Source organism: Caballeronia udeis (assembly GCF_001544555.2).
Lineage (GTDB): Bacteria > Pseudomonadota > Gammaproteobacteria > Burkholderiales > Burkholderiaceae > Caballeronia > Caballeronia udeis.
In genome coordinates, this window is record NZ_FCOK02000003.1 from 106,289 (window position 1) to 127,250 (window position 20,962).

Below are 20,962 nucleotides of genomic sequence, written 5' to 3' on the forward strand. Positions count from 1 at the left end.
CGGGCTCACGGCACGACGTGCGAACGCACCAAAGCGGTGCAAATCGCGATGCTATCTCCAGCGCGGTTCCGATTCTTCAAAACATCCTTCGGCGACCCTTGAAGCACGTCCACGCTAAACTTTGGCCCTTCTTTGTTAGAAGGGAGCGCCGCAAGAGACCCGCCGCGCTCCGGCCGGATTGTCAATCTATGGAAATCGTTTTCACTGTCTTGATCCTGATGCTGGCGGTCGCCCTGTCCGGGTTCGTCACCAGCCTCTTGCCCAACGCGTTGCCCTTCACGCTGCCGCTGCCGCTGGTCCAGATCGCGATAGGCGCGTGTCTCGCGTGGCCGGGATTCGGACTGCACGTCACGTTCGATCCCGAACTATTCATGATGCTCTTCATCCCGCCGCTTTTGTTCGCCGACGGCTGGCGCATCCCGAAACGCGAATTTTTCATGCAGCGCCGCGCGATCCTTCTGCTTGCGCTGGGCCTCGTATTCATGACCGTGGGCGCACTCGGCTGGTTCCTGCATTTCATGATCCCCGCGATGCCGCTGCCGGTCGCATTCGCGCTGGCCGCGGTGTTATCGCCGACGGACGCCGTTGCGCTGAGCGGCATCGCAGGCAAGGGCCGCATTCCGGCGAACCTGATGCACATCCTGGAAGGCGAGGCGCTGATGAACGACGCGTCCGGCCTGGTCGCGCTGAAATTTGCCATCGCGGCGGCGCTGACGGGCGTGTTCTCGCTGCGCGCGGCGGCAATCAGTTTCGTGTTGATCGCGGCGGGCGGCCTGGTGATTGGCGCGGCAATCAGTTGGCTCGTGACATCCATTCCGGGGCGGGTCGTGAAGATGTCCGAAGACGACGATCCCGCCGCCGGCGTCGTCCTCACCCTGCTGATTCCATTCGCGGCGTATCTGATCGCCGAGCGGTTCGGTTGCTCGGGCATTCTGGCGGCGGTATCGGCCGGGATGATGATGAACTTCCAGAGCCTGCGCGAAGGCATTCCCACGGCAGCGCGAATCCGCATGACCAGCACGTGGACGATGATCGAATTCGTGTTCAACGGCATGGTGTTCATCCTGCTCGGGTTGCAGTTTCCGCACATTATCGGACGCGCGTTGATCGAAGCGCATCACGATGGTCTTCAGCAGGTCGGCTTGCTGCTCGGTTATGTGGCCGCCGTGGTGGTCGCGTTGTACGGGCTGCGCTTCGCGTGGGTCTGGGTGCTGCGCTGGGTCGCGAGCCGCGGCGCCGCGAAACACGGCGTGGCGAACGCGGTGCCGGGCGTGCGCACGGTCGCGATGACCACCATCGGCGGCGTGCGCGGCGCGGTCACGCTGGCAGGCGTGCTGTCCTTGCCCGAAGTGCTGCCGAATGGCATGCAGTTGCCCGGACGCGACCTTGCGGTCTTCATTGCATCCGGGACGATCCTGATGTCGCTGCTGATCGGCGTAATCGGTTTGCCGATCCTGCTGAACGGCCTGAAACGACGCGCCGATCCGCACGCCGCCGAGGAACGGATCGCGCGCCGGCATGCGGCGCAGGCCGCTATCCGCGCTGTCGATACCGCCCAGGAAAATCTCAGTGTGCAGATGGACGAAGCGGCGTCCGCCCGTTGCACGGATTCGGCAGCGCGCGTGATGAGCTTGTATCGGCGGCGCCTGGAAGGGCTCGGCGAAGAGGACGAGCCCCGCCGTGCGGCGCGTCAAAGCGAGATGGTGGAGATGAAGCTGAGAATGGCCGCATTGCGCGCGGAGCGCTCGGAGTTGCTCAAGATGCGCACGCGGCAGGCAATCAACGACGTCACCTTGAACAAGCTGATGCGGGAAATCGATTTATCGGAGACGGCGATCGTGAATCGGAAGAAAGGGACGAGCACCTGAGCGAGCGTTACCCTCATATCACCGCGATCCTCTACGCCTGGCCCTCTGAGTTTCGGGTTTCAACGCAATACGCGCGAACGAAACGAAATGCTTAACTTTTAAGAGTTTTCGTATTCGTCGCCGATACCCAACGCCGCATACTTCACCTCATGCGCAGGCCATGAATGCGCATGATGTCGTTGTAACTCTCCGATCTTGTCCGCTCACAGCCTCCCCGGCTCTGAGCGGTTTTTTTTGTGTTCTCCGGTGCGAGACAGCTGCATTGGTCCTCTAGTTTTTTGGCAGGTTCCAACCGCCGCGCCAACTCCATTGCGCAAAGGCTACGGTTAGTGCGGCACCACACGCAAAGGCAGAAACGGTCGAAGACGCTTGGTCCTCACATGCTTTGGGATTGTGAACCCAATGCTGAATTGGGCACACCGGCACGTACTCGTCGGCGTTGCGCACGCCCCGCTCGCCGACGCGCGGGTGTCTCTTGGATCGGGCGAACAGACGCGCTTTTCAGGCTCATTTCCGACCTTCGCTTCTCGTCCCCGCCCGGGATAATCCTTTCATCGACAATCCCATTGAAAGACGCCATGAACGTTTCCGTCGAACTTCCCGATTCGAACCTCTCCGCGACCGACCCCGATTTCGAGCAGGCACTCGCCGAAGTTCGGACGGCGGCGCTGGAGCATCATCGGAACGGCCGGATCGACGAGGCGGAGAGCCTTTACCACATGCTCCTCGATGCGCGACCGGGCGACCCCGACATCAACTACAACATGGGCGTGATTGTCTACGGGCGCGGGCAGTACGCCGCGGCCGTTCCCTACTTCGAAGTGGCCGTTGGCGCAAATCCGAATCAAGGCCAGTATTGGTCCAGCTATATAGAAGCCTTGACGAACAGCGGCGAAATCGCGGCAGCCTGGATCGTGCTGGAAATGGCGCAGCAGCGCGGGTTGACAGGCCCGGTCATCAATACGCTGATCGCCGGGATAACGGCCGCCACCAAGGCAAGAGAGGTGGCCGAGCAAGCAGCTTCCGCCCCATCTGTGGGCACGCCCGCGCCGGCGCAGCCAGTCGAGCCGCAACCGGTTGCCGCTTCCGCTGGAGCTACCGCGAAAACCAGGTTGGGTGCCGCCGTTCCTACGCCGCAAGAGGTCAACCGGACCGTAACGCTCTACAACCAAGGGCGGGTGGTCGAGGCAGCAGCGCTCGCACGCTCGCTGGCGGAGCGTTTTCCGACGCATGCGCCGAGCTGGCGGGTTTTAGGTTTCGCCATGCATCGGCTTGGCAGGATGCGGGAGGCGATCGAGCCGCTGGGCCGCGCCATCGACCTGGTGCCTGCCGACCACGAGTCGCGCCGCATTCTCGCCGACTCATTGCGGGACCAGGGTCTGCATACGCAGTCCGAGGCCCATTGCCGGCTAATCGTGGAACAAGACCCGCAACATGGTGAAGCGCATCGGCTGCTGAGCATGGCGCTCGAGGCGCAAATGCGCTTTGGCGAAGCCGAAGCGAGCAGTCGCCGCGCGGTCGAGCTGGCGCCCATGTCGGTGGACGCGGGGAGCATGCTCGCCGTGACTCTCATCGGCCAGGGCCTTCTGGCTGAAGCCGAGGTTGAATTGCGGCGCACGCTTGCTTTGTCTCCGGCCCACCCCAAGCTGCACGAGAACCTGTTGTTTTGCATGAACCACAACGATAGCGTAAGTGCGGACGCGCTATTCGCACAGCATTTGCAGTTCGGCGAGCAATGCGAGCGTCAACTGCGCCAGCGCTGGAAAAAGCATCTCAACTCCCGCGATCCGGAACGCCGGTTGAATGTGGGGTTTGTATCCGGTGATCTCTGCAGGCATGCCGTCGCGTCGTTTGTCGAGCCGCTGCTGCCCCATCTCGCGAACGACCCGGCCTTGAAGCTGCACGTGTACTACAACCATACGTTGCAGGATGAGACAACCCTCCGGCTCAAGCAGCATGTGCAGGACTGGAACGACATTGCGAGCCTGAGCGATGAAGCCCTCGCCGATAAAATCCGCGCGGATCGAATCGACGTGTTGATCGATCTCTCCGGGCACACTGGCCGAAACCGGCTGCTGACTTTCGCTCGCAAGCCGGCTCCTCTCCAGGCAAGCTGGATCGGCTATCCCGGCACGACCGGCCTGCAGGCGATGGATTACTATCTTGCCGATCGTTTTCTCGTGCCGCGCGGCCAAGCGGAGAATCAATTCACCGAAAAGCTTGCCTACCTTCCGGCTTGCTCGGTGTTCTCGCCCTACCCAGCCTCGCCGCCCGTCAATAGCTTGCCGGCGTTGCGCAACGGCTATTTCACCTTTGGCAGTTTCAACCGCGTAAGCAAGATTCGCGCGGCCACCGTCGCGCTGTGGGCCAAGCTGTTGCGCGCGATGCCCGACTCGCGCATGTTGCTTGGCTCCATGCCGTCCGGCGGGGATTATTCAAGGCTGATCGAATGGTTCGAAAGCGAGGGCATTGCGCAGGATCGTCTCGACTTCCGCGCTCGCTCCGAAGAGCCCGTTTATTTGCAGCAGCACCATCATGTCGACCTGTGCCTCGACACGTTTCCGTACGCCGGCGGCACGACCACCATGCACGCAACCTGGATGGGCGTGCCCACGCTCACGCAGTCCGGCGACACCATACCGAGTCGCGCTGGCGCGACGGTGATGTCCCATGCCGGCCTGTTTGGTTTCATCGCTTCTGATGAAGACGACTTCCTTGCCAAGGGTCTCGCGATTGCCTCGGACCTGAAGGCACTCGCCGGGATTCGAGCAGGCCTGCGCGAGCAATTCCGGACATCCCCGTTGTTGAATTCGCAATTGATCGCCGACAGTTTCTCGCTCGTGCTGCGCGACATGTGGCGACGCTGGTGCGCCGGCCAGCCCGCGGCGCCGCTTGAAGTGTGCGCCACCGGCGCGCTGGGCAGCCATTGATGCCGTTGCGGCAACCCCATGTGCTCCCGGAGGAAACCTTGAGCCTTCCCATTCGCATCGTTGAGCCGATAGTCGACGAACGCATGTACGTCACGCAACCGCATCTTGCGCCGCTCGACGAATTCATTCCGTACCTGGAAAAGATCTGGCAAAGCAAGGTCCTGACCAACGGCGGACCGTTCCATCAGCAGTTCGAAAAAGCGCTCTGCGAGTACCTTGGCGTCAAGCACCTGGCGCTGTTCACCAACGGCACGCTCGCGCTTGTCACCGCACTCCAGGCCTTGCGAATCACGGGCGAAGTGATCACGACGCCGTACTCGTTTGTAGCGACCGCTCATTCGTTGCTCTGGAACGGCATCAAGCCGGTGTTCGTGGATATCGATCCCCATACGCTCAATCTCGATCCCGCAAAGATAGAGGCGGCCATCACGCCGCAGACGACCGCGATCATGCCGGTGCATTGCTATGGGCATCCGTGTGACGTCGAAGCAATCCAGAAGATCGCCGACAACTACAACCTGAAGGTGATCTACGACGCCGCCCACGCGTTCGGCGTGCAGACCGAGAACGGCAGCGTGCTGCAATATGGTGATCTCGCCGTGCTCAGCTTCCATGCTACAAAAGTCTTCAACACCTTCGAGGGCGGCGCCATTATTTGCCCGGATGCCAAGACCAAGCAGCGCATCGATCATTTGAAGAACTTCGGGTACGTCGACGAAGTGACCGTGGTCGCGCCGGGTATCAACGGCAAGATGAGCGAAATCAATGCGGCGTTCGGTCTGCTGCAGTTGAAACACATCGATGTGGCGCTCGCGCGCCGCAAGGAAATCGACGCGCGGTACAGGACGTTGCTGCGCGATGTGCCGGGCGTTCGTTGCGTGAATGACGCAGGGGAAAAAACCGCGAGCTACGCCTATTTTCCCATCCTCGTCGAGAACGACTATCCGCTCTCTCGCGATGCCTTGTATCAGAAATTCCGTGACCACGAGATCATCGTGCGACGCTATTTCTATCCGCTGATTTCCGAATTTCCCATGTACCGGGGAACGCCCTCGGCGCACCGCGACAACCTGCCCGTGGCATCTGAAGCAGCGCTCAAGGTATTGTGTATTCCTATCCATCCCGGGATGTCGGACGAAGATGTCGAGCGGGTTGTCGACATTATCACGAGCGCGTAATAATGAAGCTGGCCGCCATGTTGAAGGAGTGGACAAGCACATGAGCGAAGAAGCCATCGGGGGGTATCTCCAGCTTGAGCTGCCGCGGGCCGGAGCGGAATATCACCGTGACACGCTGCGCTTTCAATCGTCCCGCGCGGCGTTCCTGGCGCTGTTGGGTGCCGGCCAGCCCTCAGCGGTCTGGATGCCCTGGTACATCTGCGGGAGCATGCTCGAGCCGCTCGTCATGGCCGGCATTCCAATCAAACGGTATGAACTCGACGAACGCTTGCGCGTGAAATCCGCGGAACCGACGGACGGCGAGTGGCTGCTGTACGTGAACTATTTCGGCCTTTGCGATAACAACGTCGACGACGTACTCGACCGGTTTCCGCGAGAACGGGTCGTGATCGACAACGCGCAGGCGTTCTTCGCGCAACCACGCGAATGCCTGGCTACGCTGTACTCGCCGAGGAAATTCGTTGGCGTGCCAGACGGCGGCTATCTCGTCACGAACAAGGCTATCAGCGCACCGGAGGCGGTCGATCGCGGATCGCTGGATCGATGTGCGCACCTGCTCAAGCGCATTGCCGAAGATGCGGAGTCCGGCTATACCGACTATGCGGCGGCCGAGGAAAGCCTGAAGCTACAGGAACCCAAGCGCATGTCCGCGCTCACGCGGCGCCTTCTCGCCGGCATCGACTATGACGATGTGCGCGCACGACGAGTTGAGAACTTCGCGTTTCTCCACGAGAAGCTGCAACGCTACAACCACTTCAGCTTCAACGCTAACCCTGATGCGGTGCCGCTCTGTTATCCGTATCTCGGTGCGCCTGCCGGTATGCGCGAGGAACTGCGAGCGCAACGCATCTACACACCGAGTTACTGGCCCGAAGTGGCCACGACTGAATCGATGCCGGACTTCGAGAGGAATGTGCCGGGATCGGCAGTGTTCCTGCCCTGCGATCAGCGGCTTTCGCGTGCTCAACTCGAAATGATGGTGCGATCTTGTTTGGACCGACTGGCATGATCAACGACGAAATATTCCTCCGCGAACTCGAACGTCGCGACCTTTCCGCCGTCAACGCATGGCGTGCCGACCGCGAACTGGTTGGACTGCTGGGCGGCAGCTTTCGTTACGTGGGCAACGAGATCGATGAAAAATGGTTCGATGCCTATCTGGCTTCGCGTGCGCACAATGTTCGCCTCGCGATCTGTCTCAAGTCCACGGGCGAAGCGGTGGGTGTCGCCTATCTGCTGGGTATCGACTGGGTCAGCCGCTCTGCCGAATTCTCGATCCAGATCGGCGTGGAATCGGCGCGAGGCCGCGGAATCGGTGAAGCAGCGACGTACTTGACGCTCCAGCATGCATTCGACGACCTGAATCTACACCGCATTTCCCTGACGGTACTGGCGTCCAATGCGCGCGCGAAAGCGCTCTACGAGAAAGTGGGCTTTCGTGCCGAGGGCCTGTTCCGACAGGCGGCCTATAAAGGCGGCCGCTATCTCGACGTTATTCCGATGGCCTCGCTCGCTACCGACCGGCCAATTCCATCGCCCACCGCGCTCGACCCCGTTCATGAATCCGATTGATCCACACCACGAAACCGCGCTTACAACCACCGGCTGGACCGTGCTTCCGCGCGTGATTCGTACCGATCTGATCGACACGCTCGTCGAGGCACTTGCGCCGTCGCTCAGCTTGCGCGACGACATTCGGCGTCGCAACGGCGTGCTGGAAAACAGTGCCGGTACCTTGCACCATTTGCTGATGGATAGCGCATGCTACGTCGAGTTGCTCGCTGAATTCAACGTAATGGAGCCGCTTTTCAAGGCATTTTTTGGCGGCAACTTCATCCTGAATTCGTACGGCGGCGTGATCAATGAACGCGGCTCGCACGCGTATGTGCAGAAGGTGCATCGCGATATCCGCTTCGGCTCCGATTCGCGGCGGTTCATGCTGAACGCGCTCGTGATGCTCGACGATTTCACGCTGGAAAACGGTGCGACGCACATCCTGTCGCATTCGCAGAACCAGCCAGAAGCTCCCGACGACGAACGTTTCTACACGCAGGCATCGCGTGCGACCGGTGAACGCGGCTCCGTGCTGCTATTCGATTCGCGCATGTGGCATGCTGCCGGCCGCAACACGACAAGCCAGCCGAGAAGAGCGCTGACACTGACGTTCACCAGCCCGTTTTTCAAACCGCAACTCGACTACGCGCGGCTGGTCGGGTATAGCGATCTTGCGCGCCGGGACGCATGGTTGCGGCAGGTAATCGGCTTCAATGCGCGGGTGCCTGAATCTCTTGAGGAGTTTTATGTACCGGTCGAGCAGCGCAGTTATCAACGCGGGCAGGACTGACATGACGAGCAGAGACTATAACGCGGAAGCTCGCGATCATCCCGAACACCGGTACGCGTACGAATTCGACTACCTGATGCATGCCTATATGCTGAAGACGTTCGCACCGTTTTTTGTGGGCAACGACGTGCTCGAGCTCGGCTGCTTTGAGGGGCACTTCACGAAGCTGCTGCAAAAGCAGTTCGCGACTGTCGAAGTGGTCGAGGCATCATCGGATTGCATAGCGATCGCCTCGGCCAATGTGGATAACGAGGTCAGGTTCCATCATTCCACCTTCGAAACTTTCGAGCCCGAACGGCGTTACGACAACATCTTCCTGATTCATACACTTGAACACCTTGACCATCCCGTCGAAGTGCTTAACCGTATTAGGGGATGGCTCTCGGAGCGTGGTCGTTTGTTTGTCGCCGCGCCAAATGCACGAGCCGCGTCGCGGCAGATCGCCGTCAACATGGGGTTGATCGATCATGCCGCCGCCGTGACTCACGCCGAGGCCGAACACGGCCACCGTGTGACGTACTCGCTGGATACGCTTAAGGCCGACCTGCGGGCGGCGAAGCTGCGGCCGGTTACGCAAGGCGGCATCGTGTTCAAAGGCCTGGCGAACTTCCAACTCGACGCCGCGCTCAAGGCCGGCATCATCTCGAAAGAGTACCTCGACGGCTGCTTTGAGCTGGGACGAGTCTATCCCGACCTCTGCTCGAGCATCTACGTGATCTCCGAACGTGGCGCCGATATCTGAATCAATACAATGAAAGTAGCCATCATGCAGCCGTACTTCTTTCCGTACATCGGCTACTTTCAGCTGTTGAAGGCGGCAGATGTCTTCGTGGTGTACGACAACATCAAATACACGAAGAAGGGCTGGTTCAATCGCAATCGCTTTCTTCAAAATGGAACGGACGCGTTTTTCAGTATTTCCCTGCAAAACGACTCGGATTCGCTGGATGTAGTCGATCGGACAATCGCGCCGGCATTTGATAAAAAGAAACTGCTCAATCAATTGCGTGCCGCTTACGCGAAGGCGCCACGGTTTGAGCGCGCGTTTGCACTTTTCGAGCAGTGCATCATGCATGGCGAGTCCAATCTTTTCCGCTTCATCCTGCACGCGCTTGAACGGACTGTCGCCGAACTCGGTATCGGAACCCGGATTGTAGTGTCGTCTTCCGTGCCGATCGATCACTCGCTTCGGGGGCAGGACAAGGTCCTGGCGCTATGCGAGGCGCTCGGTGCCACGACCTACATCAATGCCATCGGGGGAACAAGTTTGTATGGTGCCGAGGCCTTCGAAGCGCGAGGGATCGATTTGCGTTTTCTCCGATCGCGGTCCGTCACCTATCCGCAATTCGGCAACACGTTCGTCCCTTGGCTGAGTATCGTCGATGTCCTCATGTTCAATGAGATGGACACAGTCCGGGCCATGCTCGACGAGTACGACCTGATAGCCGGACCAGTCGAGATAACGTCCGTTACCGCTTGAATCGTTCAGGCGCGGCTACCGCTGCGCAGTGACAGGGGCCACGAGCTTCTTCTCGAGCGCGGCGTCCTTGGCTCGCTGTGCTTCAGACAGGGTTTCGAGAGCGCGGCCGTCGTCGACGGTAAGATCCACGAGGAATGCATCGTTGTTCGCCTTGATCCAGTCCAGCGGCATATCCCACCAGGCTAGCTCAAGCAACTTTTCACGCACTTTCTCGGGGAACCGAAAACGCAGCAGACGAGCCGGTGAGCCGGCGTACACACCGTAAGGCTCGCTACGAAAGTTTGGCGGCACGACCGCCCGTGCGCCGATGACGCACCCGCTCGCGACTACGCTGCCGCCAAGAAACAACGCCTCGTCCCCGATCCAGACGTCGTTGTGGATCACTGTGTCGGCATATTGCGGCATGGGCGGACTGATGATGCCGGTGCCGTAGCCACTGAACATGGTTGTCGACATGGTCCGCGTCTCATGCTGCCCATTCAGGAGGAACCGAAGTCGCAATCCTCCTGCGACGTTCTTTCCAATGACGAGTTTTTGAGCTGCTCCGTCGTACTTGACGATGGAACCGACACCCAGCCCCGAACAGCGGCCGATGTGAAAGTCGCCGAATTGCGCCTCTTCGTCCAGCCAGTCCCTGAAGAAACGGTTGGGAATGCATGAGAAAGCACCGTCCTTGTAACCAATCATGATGAAATGTTTTGACCACGGATGGTTCGGCATGATGCCGGTGCAGTCATCAGATGTAACAAGGTTCATTGGTATTGGATGGTTTAGTGCTTGGCGGCAATTGGCCTGCCGGATGTCGCTTTCGCCAGATCCGGGGCGCGGCTGGAAGCGGAGTGGTCCATGGAGCGGAGGCCCGCATGGGGCCTCATTGCTCCTCTGGTACGTGCAAGACAGCTAGAGCTTAAGCCCGGTCGGTCAGAGCAGGTACCGTGAACAAAACAGCTTTCTGCCTTCTATTCAGTTCATACGTAGGCCATTTGCTCGAGAGAACCACAACCTCCCCGCTTTGAGCACCGTGGCATGAGTGACCCACTTGAGCGCACGCGCAACTAAAACAACCCGGACGAAGCCAAACGCTTCCACTGCTGGGACAAATATGGGACGCGCCGTGAGGAATTGTAAGGACGTAAGAGGAGGTATTGCAGGCGAAAGAAAACCCGCAGAGCCAGAAGCTGTGCGGGTTTTCGGAGAATCACTTGGGAGGAGGAGGATCGAACTCCCGACCTTCGCATTGCGAATACGAACAAGTCCAGATTCCTTTAGATAGATTGATATACATAGAAAAATGTAAGTCACTGTATTTTAACAGATATTCCAAAACCAATCGCCGATTGACATTGATCTATATACCTTCACTACCGCATAATCTGGTTACACAGCGGTTACACGGGATTGCCGGCACACATTTACGGAGGCTCGGTGGCGAAGGTAAATTTCACTGCGGCCAGGGTAGACGCCCATCGCTGCGCCGAAGGCAAGTCACAATCATTTCTCTGGGACAGCAAGACTCCGGGGCTGGGACTGCGTGCCACAGTTGGAGGTGCAAAAGCTTACATTTTCCAAGGGAAGATACATGGTTCGACAGTACGGATCACTATCGGCGATCCAAGAAGTTGGACGATCGATGTGGCGCAGGAGCGGGCACGTAGCCTCCAGACGCTCATCGACGGCGGCATCGATCCACGGGAACAAGAGGCTGAGCAGAAGGCAGCACACGAGGCTCGGCGGGCAGCAAAACGTCGCCAGGATGCGACGGTCGGCGAAGCGTGGGAGCAGTATCTGGAGCATCTGCGAACGAAGATTTCACCGAAGACAAAGAAGCCTAGGTCGGAGAGATACATCCTCGACCATGTCAACCTCTCGTCGCCCGGTGGAGGTATTGCAAAACGCGGCGGCAAAGAAAAAGTCCGTGGGCCATTGGCTCCGCTTATGTCGCACAGGTTGACCGAGATAACGGCAACTTCCATGTCCCAGTGGCTCGAGGCCGAAATACCTCGGGGGCCAACGAATGCCGGTCATGCATTCGGTCTTTTCAAGGCGTTCATTCGGTGGTGCGACACTCACGAGACGTATGCAGGCATCATCCCGCACGAAGCCTATGCTTCGCCAAAGGTCAAGGGAATTCTCCCTCGTAGCGCCGCGAAGGATGACTGCCTTCAGCGCGAACAGCTGTCTGTTTGGTTTAGCGCAGTACGTGGCATCGCTAACCCGGTAATCAGCGCATATCTTCAAGGACTCCTAATTACAGGCGCTCGCCGGGAAGAGCTGGCCGCGCTGCGTTGGGAAGACGTGGACTTCCGCTGGCGCAGCTTGACCATGAACGACAAAGTTGAAGGCACTGGCGGCCGGACTATTCCGCTCACTCCTTATCTTGCCGGTCTATTGCGACATCTTCAGCGCCTAAACGAGACGCCTCCGAATAAACGTCAAACCACTCGCCTCGCTGAAAGAGGCGAACAGTGGGAACCATCGGAGTGGGTGTTCGCCAGCAAAACAGCATCGGACGGAAAGATAGCGGAACCGCGTCACGCGCACAATCGAGCGCTGGAACCAACGGGTTTGCCGCACATTTCGCTGCATGGCCTGCGCCGGTCATTCGGCACGCTGTCGGAGTGGGTGGAGGTCCCGGTCGGCGTTGTCGCACAAATCCAAGGGCATAAGCCGTCGGCAATCGCCGAAAAACACTATCGCCGACGTCCCCTCGACCTGCTGCGCATGTGGCACGACAAGATTGAAGCCTGGGTGCTCGAGCAGGCCGGCATCGTATTCACGCCCGACCAGTCCGTTGAGTTGCCGCCCTGCATTCGATGAATGGCGAAGCGACTCTCGAGCGCTGAGGCAGTAGAGCGCATTCGTTCTCGCATCTTTGTCGACTACATAATTCTTCTTCGTCGCCGAAGCTGACGAGATCAACGGTATTCGTCTCTCGCACGCCCAGCGCGCACGATCCCTCTGCCTCCGGCAGCAGCGAACACGGGCATTCGTGACGTTTTATGCTGCAAACGGCTGGGTAGAGTTCAGATGCCGTGCACTACGGCGTGCGAGCACGTTGATGCTGAGGCAATCGTGTATCGTTCTCGCAGTTGAACGATGCCAAGGGACCAGCGTTACATGACTACTCAGAAATTCATCTCGCTGCGGGACGCACTCGCGGCCATTGCGGCCAACGTTACCATTCCAGAAAAAATTACTGACAACACGTGGCCGGACGAAGCCCCTTGGCTAATAGCCACCCGGGATAACATCTATCGCTTTTCCCTTGCCGCAGCCACGCTACTTCAGCAATGGCGGCTTCAGCAACATACCGATCGGCCGCGCTGGGTAGATACCCGCGGAGGAATGGGATTACCGATGCCTAGCGCCGCTGCTGAATCTGAAGGGCTTGTCTACCTTCAGTATCAACAAGGCGAGTTCCCAAGGTGGTGGAAGCGGTATCTTGCCAGCCATAACGTGGGGACATGGCCAGGGGACGGCTCCGCGAACGACGAGTTGCCCATGCACTTTCATCTGGGCAATATGAACCTAGACATCGAGATCGGGTTTGTTTGGAGAGAACTAACCCAGTTCCTGGATCGCTGTGGGATTTCCTATTCCTTGGAAGACGAACCGGATATCCCGCACCCGCCATCGGGCAGTCCAATGGATGCAAATACGATCAGCGATTCGGCGAGTAACTCCGTGTCTATGCCCGAGGCGGAAAGCAACGCAGCGCAAGACGAACCAAGCAGCGACACGCAAGGCCAACAGGTAACGACGGTACGCCACCTTATCAACGGAAATAAACAAAGACGCGATGCACTAGACAAAGCCATCGATATGGCGATCGAACTTTCCGATAACAGCTATCACATGCCGACCGTGTGGCCGCATCTCAAAGATCTGGCGTTGGCTGAAGTCAAACCATTTATAGGTGTTGTCGACAGCACAGGCTCCCTGCTCTACGCGAAAGACACGTCCGCCGCCCAAAAACCGGACGCATCCGTTACCACGAAACCAAAGGCGCCGCCGTTTACACGGAATGCGCTCGCTCAAAGGCTTAAAAGGCGTCAAGAGGCGATCCAACTCTCAAGTGACGCCGATAACCAACGCTAAGCGCCGTTAAGCGTCGCTGCTATTTCGATCGCGACGGTACATCAATATCTTTCGGCTCAGGTTGTCTGGCATGGATCCTTGTTGATCAAGCAGGCAGCCCCACGCATGCGGACCGTGCAAGTTCCGTACTTTTGTGGAGCCGATATGTCATCTCATTTTCTCCCGGTGGCCCTACCAGACCGCCATCTCACGACCGAAGAACTGGCAACAGCGATCTCGGTTAAGCCTCAGTCAATTCGCAAGCGCCTGAGTCAAACGGGGGCCTTCCACTCGGTCAAACCAGTTGGCAAGCTGCCGTCCCGTCGCTGGCTTTGGCCTGCCGACTCCGTCGAGCAGCTTCTCAATGGAGGCGCAAAGTGATCCCAGCGCCTCCCAACCCCGGCCCCCGCTCCCACGCGCCCTATCCACCGCCGATTGAGATGGCACCGGTTGACGCTTACCGGGTCCACCTGCACTTGTGGGCCTACTACCAGCAAACCGGCGAAGCAATTCTGCAACTGCCGGATCTCAAGAACTGGCCAAAAGGTATCGGCATCAGCCGAAAACGGTTCCAGACAGCGTTGAACCTGCTGTGCACGTCGCAGCAGGTTCGCATCGAGAAGGCTGGCAAGGTTAGCTATGTCCACCTGTTCCCGCGCCACGCCAGCCTGCCGCCGTCGCCAAGCTTCTGATCGTTATCTGTTAGCGCGCATCTGCTTTCGTGACCTTCGTGCGAGGTACAACGCGGTGTGCCTGACGCTCCCGTTCACCTGTGAAGACACGGCGTGTCTCCGCAGAGTCGAAAAGAGGTAATTCAATGTCAAACAAAATCGAACCACACCGCGAACAGCGTCTGCCCGACCTCGCCTACGACGACGTCAGGCGATTCGACCACACCCTGAACCGTGCCACGTCAAGTGAAGACACGCTCTGGATCATGCCGCAGCATAACGAAGGCTTGCACATGCTAGTCAGTTTTGCCAATGGCGTGGTGTATGGCAAGGAGCCCGAGTTTCGCACGTTGGAGGCGCGCGGGTGGCGTTATATCGAGCGCCTCGACATAGGTTTGAATTTCCAACTGCTGGATTCCCACACGCAGCAGGTTTCGCGCGATCTTGAATATGCGCCGCACGTCGAGCTGCTTCTTGACGGATATCCGCGCCACCCGATCCGTCACTACGCCGAACTCAATCCGAGTTTCCGGCTGCTCACTGGCGACTGCGTCTGGCAGCTGTTTATCCGCTACCTTGAACGGACGCGATCTGATGCGGCAGCCTGTGACATCAGGCGGCAGGTCGCTGACTGGCAGCGCAATGCGAGAGAAAACGAGAAGACGCTCGCGCTCTATATTGACCGCCTGTTCGCATGGCACAAAAGCCTCATGGTCGTTCAGCAAGAGCTCACGTACGAGCAGGCACGTTTCAACAACCAACAGGGTCATGTCACTTGCATGCAGGTGGACCGGATGCTCTATGAGGATCACGATCAATACCTGCACGGTGGGACGGTGACCGAACAGGTTGTGGAACAACGTGTGGGGCTCGACGTGGCGATTCAGGACCGCAACGAGCTGTTCGCGAAGCTGCCGCGCAAGCGTCGTCTCTTCGGGCGAATGGTCGGTTACGTCTGCATTGTCGCGTGGTCGCGTATTCGCGGTTACTTCCTGCGCTGCGCATTTCTGTTTGATGGTAGCGCCGACGAGGTGCAAGACCACGAAGCACTTGGCGGCCAGATCGGGAATTATTGGGTCGACAACGTCACGCACGGAAGGGGCGACTTTCACAACTGCAACCGTGGGCATCCGCTTGGCTACGTGGTCGGCCGCATCGGAAGGCACGAGCTCAACAGGCGTGCCGAGCTGGTCCGATGTCTCGGGTTTCCAGCCCGCGTCGACCAATACGTGCGCGTGAAGCGCACCGGAACTTGCAAGCTGCTCACCATGGGGCGCATGCCGCCACCCCGGGACGAGGCGATACAAGGTCACGAAGGTCCGCAAGCAGCAGGCGTATGCACAGGCGCCCTGAATCGGGGCGCCACATCGCCATCAGGACATGCTGCGGCGCGTCCGGGGCGCATGTCGGAGATAGTTCCCAGCCAAGGCTGGCGCGGCTCTGCGGTAATACCCCATCTGGCCACCCCTTCTGGCGGCGCCGTCGAAACGTCGCGGCCTGCGCCGCGAATTTAACGCTTCGCTCTAACGTATAGCGGGAATTGCCGGACACGCGGTGGGCGACCTCTCCCGCACATGATCACCATGTTCGATGAAAATTTAGGAGATTGCGAAATGACTGTGAAGGATGATGATCTGAACGTAGCCGGCGGGCGGCGGCCGGTAGACGAAGGTGCCCTGATCGCGGCGATCGAGGCACTGGAGCCGAACGAGAAGCAGCGCAAAACTGACCTGTTCAGGAAAGCCTTGCCTGCAATTCTCGCCGCCGAGAAACGCGGCGTTCCGAAAAGCCGGATCATTCTGGTGCTGAAAGATCAGGGCCTGCATCTGTCGATTGGCGGCTACAACTCGCTGCGCGAGAAGATGGTGCCCGAACTTGCGTCGGGTGGCGATGGGCGCAATGACAGCGGCAACTGATGGCGACGACGCACTGCTCTGGTTTTCGAGGATCCACGCTGTGTCATCCGCCGACCACAGCAGGGCGTGACTGGTCATGTCTGTATAGTGACGTGATGAATTAGGCGGGCACGACAATCACTCGTGCCCGCCGTTCAAGTCGGTGCGGATACCGTCCACTGAGCAACATCCAATCTTCCTGTTCAGTCTTGCGCCGTAGGCGCAACGTGGCACCAACGCCTGAGAGCATCTAGACGCATCAAGTTAGCTATCGAACACTGGCTGGATGGGGCTTGCGATTCTTGCTATCCATTTGATTCGGGATAACTCTGAAATTCTGTTTCTGTAATCGGCCAAGGAATCTCCTGGCTGGTCACGAAAACATTCCGAAGCCTTATTGCTGATTTGGATATGTGCTGCCTACGCACTCCTATACTAGGATAGCACTTCAATATTTCTCTTATTAACGTCTTTCAATATTCACGCAGATCTACTGCTATCAGTCATCTGGAAGAATGGCAGCAGAAGACTTGATATTTTCTGCCTTATGGTGAGACTGAAAGTCAGGAGCGAATTGATGTTTGAATAGCCCACCTTGCTTGTCTGAAGCATCCAATCTCTTTCGTCATCGAAAGACTGAGCACGTAAACTTATCGACGTCACGTATGAATTGTCCTTGAGGACATCATTCAAAGGAGAGTTCATCATGAGTTTTAGCTTTCGATCTGACAGTGAGTATTCGGTGCCTTGCGGTAGTCAAACGTATCAAGGATATTCGGGGTATTGGCCGGTAGGTGCATACAGGCAGCTTTACCATGATCTGATTGCGTTCATGGACAGTGTGTTGAATACCGATCAGATGCCTTACAAAATCAGGTATGACCGAGATGGAATTCGTGCTGTCAGGAATCCAATAGGTAATGCGGGGCGCAGAAGCCTCGCTGGTCTTCTTACGCATTGTCACCGGTGGATAGACCTGTACTGGCCAGGCTACTGGTATAGCCCGGATTTCCAGCTGTTCTTTGACTGCTTTCTCCGCTCTTCCTTTGGTCAGGTTCGCTGCACGGAATACGATAGCTCGAGTCCTGCTGTCGAAGCTGCGCATGCCGCGATGTTCAACGGGTTTGTAGAGGATTTGCGCCGGGAAGCTGTCTTGCGCAACGTCAAAAAAAGTCTCTGGGAGTGGAATGCAAATCTAGAAGACCAGGCCGAATCAATCAGTGAGTACGTCTGGAAATTGCAGTCCGCAAATGAGCTACTGCCAGTTCGCTTCGAGCTTTACTACGACGAGTCGGTCGCTGTCGATACTGATGCAATGCCGCGCATGAACTGGGCTTGGAATGGTTCGAATGGATGGTTGATGACGCCATCGCTCGCAGATGCGTCAGATGCCAGGATCGAGGCGCGTGCGCGCATCGATCCAGCGCTGGCCATGAGGCATCGTGCGTGCTTCTTTGCTAATCGGCAAGGTGCCGACCATGATCTTTTCGACCACATGGCCGGCTCTATCTGCAAGCTGGAGATGGGTGGTCGTCATCATGCGAACCACTTCCATGTCCTATTTCTATTTGATGCTCGATACATCGGGGTTGCTGACCTGGATCACTTGGTAAATCGTGCGCGACATCGGTGGTGGAAGGTCACTGGTGGGCTCGGACAGTCGTTTGACTGCCGTGATCGGTCGGACGTCGACAGACTGCGAGCACAGGGAAGGTGGGGGCTAGATCCGCTCAATCGCGGCGATGTGGAGCAGTACGTGCGGTTTGAGCAGAACGTGCTCAGATATTTCACGGAAGATAAAGGGCAGATGCTGCGCGTAAAGCCAAGTGCCAAAGCTCGCACGTTGACGATGGGAATCATGCCGTAGGCTGGAGAGGCGGTCTTATATCTGACGGGCGCGAGGAGCGCGCCCATGCCGTCCATAGGGTTGCCCCGGTGCCTTGCGTTAGAGGCTGTTCAGATCGAAGTTTGAGGCGCGCGCGCATTGTACGATCTTGTCTAGGCAGGCATCCGTCTTCAAGTTGGCCCAGCTGCGTGGAATCGATACTGGCGACCACGCTCATTGAGCGGCGCCAGATAATCGAGAGCAGTCTTGTCACCAAGACCGACGCTCCGTACTGCAGCGTAGAGTTGGTAAAACTCACCATTCAGATCGCCGGCAAAAATTCCTGGATCGTCTGAGCCGAGTGAGACCATGATTTCCGGATCATTTTCTTCAACATAGCCTGGTACGCGCATCCAACGTAACGCGTGATGCTCAGCGAAACTGTGATATTGACTGATGCGGACGTTACTCGACGGCAACGTCTCAATGACAATTCCCTTATCTCGAACCAGTCGCATCAAAACCTGCTGAAGTCTCACGAAGGTGCTAGTGTCAAAGAATGCCGTCTCGACTTCCATGAGTTGCTCGCTGCGACTCCACAGATTTGCGTCTCCGAGCCATCGGACCAGCAATGCGACGTCACCCGGATTGGCTTTGCGTGCTTCGGCGACTCTTTTCACTTCGGTCGACCAGAGGGCACTGTCGGACTCTTCCTTCCAGTTCCAAGACGGGTTGTTTGATTTCATCAAATAACGCACGTTCAATCCCCTGAGCTTCATCACGCGCCCGAGTGTCGAACAATTCACTTCCCGCTCGAAGATTTCGCTCGCCAAATCAGACAACATCCCTTCTACTCGATAAGCTTCGGCTGTCTCCTCGGGGATCTGACGTAACATTTGCCAAGCCGCAAGCAAATCGAGCATCCAGTCCCCCTTTTTTACAACCAGTTGACCGGGCATGCGTTCGACCCATAGTTTCGGTGAAATTCCCATCGCGGTACCATGGCCTATCCGATCTCCAGTTTCGAGTTCCAGCAAATCGATTGCATCGGACATATGCCGCAGACCGCTAACCAAGTGGGTGAAGTCCTCCCCAACGTGATAGCTTCGCCTGGTCAGGCCCGCATACCGACAAACTCTGAAGATGCTCGCAAACACTTCCGGCGGGGCATGGAGTTCGTTAGCGGCAGCATCAATCCCGCGCACCCAATTTCGCAATCCAGGCCACCGCGTCAAAGTTGAAAGCAGGATGTTTGTGCGCTCTTCAAGATCAACCCTCAGACTGCAGAAACGGTAAGGACCAGCCTTGTCTTTGGGCTCGTGACTCCAAGGGAGCTTGATGAAATGCGCGACTAATGCGAGACGATGTACGCGTCTCACTGATTCCTGCTCTGATTGAGAATATTCATCGAGCTCACTAAGAACCGCGCTCAGCGCTACCGGGCCTAGCTGACGATGTGAACCCCTCAGGTACCTCAGATAGCCGACGAGCACCGCGTGAAGCAGACTTGAGTTCTTATCTATCGTGTCCTTGGGAGCAAAACGACCTTCCAGATAGACTATCCGGCTCGTGTTCGGCGTATCGCCGTGCATCGTTACGAAACGCTGATAGTAATCTCGCTCTGCCGGTTCACGTAGATCGGTATAGGTCAGCTTCTGGAACTGGTCAAAGCCGAATTGCTCTTCGCTCTGGACGAGTAAGCGATAGTATTGGTTCTGGAGGATCAGATACAGATGAAACATCCGCTCGTAGATCACGTTCGAGTGTCTTCGAAGGTGTTCAATCACCTTCGTCATCCACGTGAGTTCGTCCCCGCGACCAGAGAGATCGGAAAGCTTGTCAGCATCAGAAGTCAATGGCGGTAACGGTGCACTTCCGTAAGCAAGTTCCTCGTAGCCGTGAGGAATCACCAGGTCGTCGTCCACCAAACCTGACGCTGCGGCCTGCAACCACTTCCGTAGCTGTGCCGCCACTCTAAGCTGTCTCGAAATTTCAGCTGGTGTCAAATCAGGATTGACCGAACGAACCAGTTCTCTCAACTTCGACGCATGCGGATTCGTCGTTGAATTCCACTTCTTGTCAAACTCTCGTACTTCGGCGTCGGGCTCAAGCAAAGCGCGCAACCAACAAATTTCCGCGTGCGTGCTGCCATTCAAATGGAGGTGGGTCTCGTGCAATCCTTCGCGCCCAATGTAGTCCTCCACACTCGCGTCGTAGGGTGCGATCAATTCGCAGAGCGATTTTCCGTCGACACGTCGCATCTCTTCTGTACGACGTGACTCAGACATCCAATCGCGTGCACTGACAGTTGCAAACGCTTGAATCGCCAAGCCTCCAACGCGACTCAATACGCTCTGTTGCCACGCGCCAAATTTGTTCAGTTTGATTCGCGCCGCGCCATGACGAAACTCAACGAATTCATTCGCTAGTTGCCGCAACGAAATCGCCGCCCAATCGGGCGCAAATCGTGATTCGTCATCAGTTTTCCGGAGAAGCCATTGCCAACTGTACTCAAAAATGTGATCGGGCTGACGTGCCGCCCACGGTTGGTACGTGAGATATACCGCTTCCCGCAAGTCGCCCTCGGACAACGATACGTTGAACGCCGTAGCCTTCAACACGTTGAGGACGCGGTAACTAGACAAGACTGCAGTTGCAATGATGCTGTGGTTTGAACACGCCTGCTCTTTCATT

General features: G+C 57.7%; 16 protein-coding genes. 14 read left to right on the plus strand and 2 right to left on the minus strand.

What is annotated here, in order from left to right:
* Positions 1-188: 188 nt before the first annotated feature.
* The 8 genes from AWB69_RS03490 (at position 189) to AWB69_RS03525 (ending at position 9,800) form a co-directional block, all read left to right on the plus strand.
* Complete coding sequence (locus AWB69_RS03490; protein WP_062082170.1) at positions 189-1,868, plus strand: Na+/H+ antiporter; 1,680 nt, start codon at positions 189-191, stop codon at positions 1,866-1,868.
* Positions 1,869-2,446: 578 nt separating this feature from the next.
* Complete coding sequence (locus tag AWB69_RS03495; RefSeq protein WP_062082172.1) at positions 2,447-4,798, plus strand: tetratricopeptide repeat protein; 2,352 nt, start codon at positions 2,447-2,449, stop codon at positions 4,796-4,798.
* A complete protein-coding gene (gene vioA, locus AWB69_RS03500; protein WP_062082174.1) occupies positions 4,798-5,976 on the plus strand; it encodes a dTDP-4-amino-4,6-dideoxy-D-glucose aminotransferase VioA in 1,179 nt (392 codons plus the stop codon). The genes AWB69_RS03495 and vioA overlap by 1 nt, the downstream gene beginning before the upstream one ends.
* A gap of 40 nt (positions 5,977-6,016) precedes the next feature.
* Positions 6,017-6,985 (plus strand): hypothetical protein, encoded by a 969-nt coding sequence (locus AWB69_RS03505; protein ID WP_062082176.1) that lies wholly within the window; start codon positions 6,017-6,019, stop codon positions 6,983-6,985.
* Positions 6,982-7,548, plus strand: coding sequence for a GNAT family N-acetyltransferase (locus tag AWB69_RS03510; RefSeq protein WP_062082179.1), 567 nt, complete (start codon positions 6,982-6,984; stop codon positions 7,546-7,548). Before AWB69_RS03505 ends, AWB69_RS03510 begins: the two co-directional genes overlap by 4 nt.
* Positions 7,535-8,320: a phytanoyl-CoA dioxygenase family protein gene (locus tag AWB69_RS03515; RefSeq protein ID WP_062082181.1), complete on the plus strand. Its 786-nt coding sequence runs from the start codon at positions 7,535-7,537 to the stop codon at positions 8,318-8,320. The genes AWB69_RS03510 and AWB69_RS03515 overlap by 14 nt, the downstream gene beginning before the upstream one ends.
* A 1-nt stretch (position 8,321) precedes the next feature.
* Positions 8,322-9,062: a class I SAM-dependent methyltransferase gene (locus tag AWB69_RS03520; RefSeq protein ID WP_062082184.1), complete on the plus strand. Its 741-nt coding sequence runs from the start codon at positions 8,322-8,324 to the stop codon at positions 9,060-9,062.
* 9 nt (positions 9,063-9,071) lie between these two features.
* Positions 9,072-9,800, plus strand: coding sequence for a WbqC family protein (locus AWB69_RS03525; RefSeq protein ID WP_062082187.1), 729 nt, complete (start codon positions 9,072-9,074; stop codon positions 9,798-9,800).
* A 15-nt stretch (positions 9,801-9,815) separates the two neighbouring features.
* On the opposite strand, the gene AWB69_RS03530 is transcribed toward AWB69_RS03525, so the two are convergent.
* Positions 9,816-10,556, minus strand: a complete 741-nt coding sequence (locus tag AWB69_RS03530; protein ID WP_062082189.1) for an LbetaH domain-containing protein — start codon at positions 10,554-10,556, stop codon at positions 9,816-9,818.
* A gap of 669 nt (positions 10,557-11,225) precedes the next feature.
* Between AWB69_RS03530 and AWB69_RS03535 the strand changes: the two genes are divergently transcribed.
* The 6 genes from AWB69_RS03535 (at position 11,226) to AWB69_RS03565 (ending at position 18,310) form a co-directional block, all read left to right on the plus strand.
* Complete coding sequence (locus AWB69_RS03535; protein WP_062082191.1) at positions 11,226-12,617, plus strand: tyrosine-type recombinase/integrase; 1,392 nt, start codon at positions 11,226-11,228, stop codon at positions 12,615-12,617.
* Positions 12,618-12,917: 300 nt separating this feature from the next.
* Positions 12,918-13,898 carry a hypothetical protein gene (locus AWB69_RS03540; RefSeq protein WP_156528721.1) on the plus strand — a complete coding sequence of 327 codons (981 nt, stop codon included), beginning with the start codon at positions 12,918-12,920 and terminating at the stop codon, positions 13,896-13,898.
* 419 nt (positions 13,899-14,317) lie between these two features.
* Positions 14,318-14,569 carry a hypothetical protein gene (locus AWB69_RS03545; RefSeq protein WP_062082195.1) on the plus strand — a complete coding sequence of 84 codons (252 nt, stop codon included), beginning with the start codon at positions 14,318-14,320 and terminating at the stop codon, positions 14,567-14,569.
* 125 nt (positions 14,570-14,694) lie between these two features.
* Positions 14,695-16,062 (plus strand): hypothetical protein, encoded by a 1,368-nt coding sequence (locus AWB69_RS03550; RefSeq protein WP_062082197.1) that lies wholly within the window; start codon positions 14,695-14,697, stop codon positions 16,060-16,062.
* A 60-nt stretch (positions 16,063-16,122) separates the two neighbouring features.
* Positions 16,123-16,464: a hypothetical protein gene (locus AWB69_RS03555; protein WP_231936960.1), complete on the plus strand. Its 342-nt coding sequence runs from the start codon at positions 16,123-16,125 to the stop codon at positions 16,462-16,464.
* Between the two features lie 685 nt (positions 16,465-17,149).
* Entirely contained in the window at positions 17,150-18,310 is a 1,161-nt protein-coding gene (locus AWB69_RS03565) for a hypothetical protein (protein WP_062082201.1), read from the plus strand.
* Between the two features lie 149 nt (positions 18,311-18,459).
* On the opposite strand, the gene AWB69_RS03570 is transcribed toward AWB69_RS03565, so the two are convergent.
* Positions 18,460-20,961, minus strand: coding sequence for an amidohydrolase family protein (locus AWB69_RS03570; RefSeq protein WP_062082203.1), 2,502 nt, complete (start codon positions 20,959-20,961; stop codon positions 18,460-18,462).
* Position 20,962 lies beyond the last annotated feature (1 nt).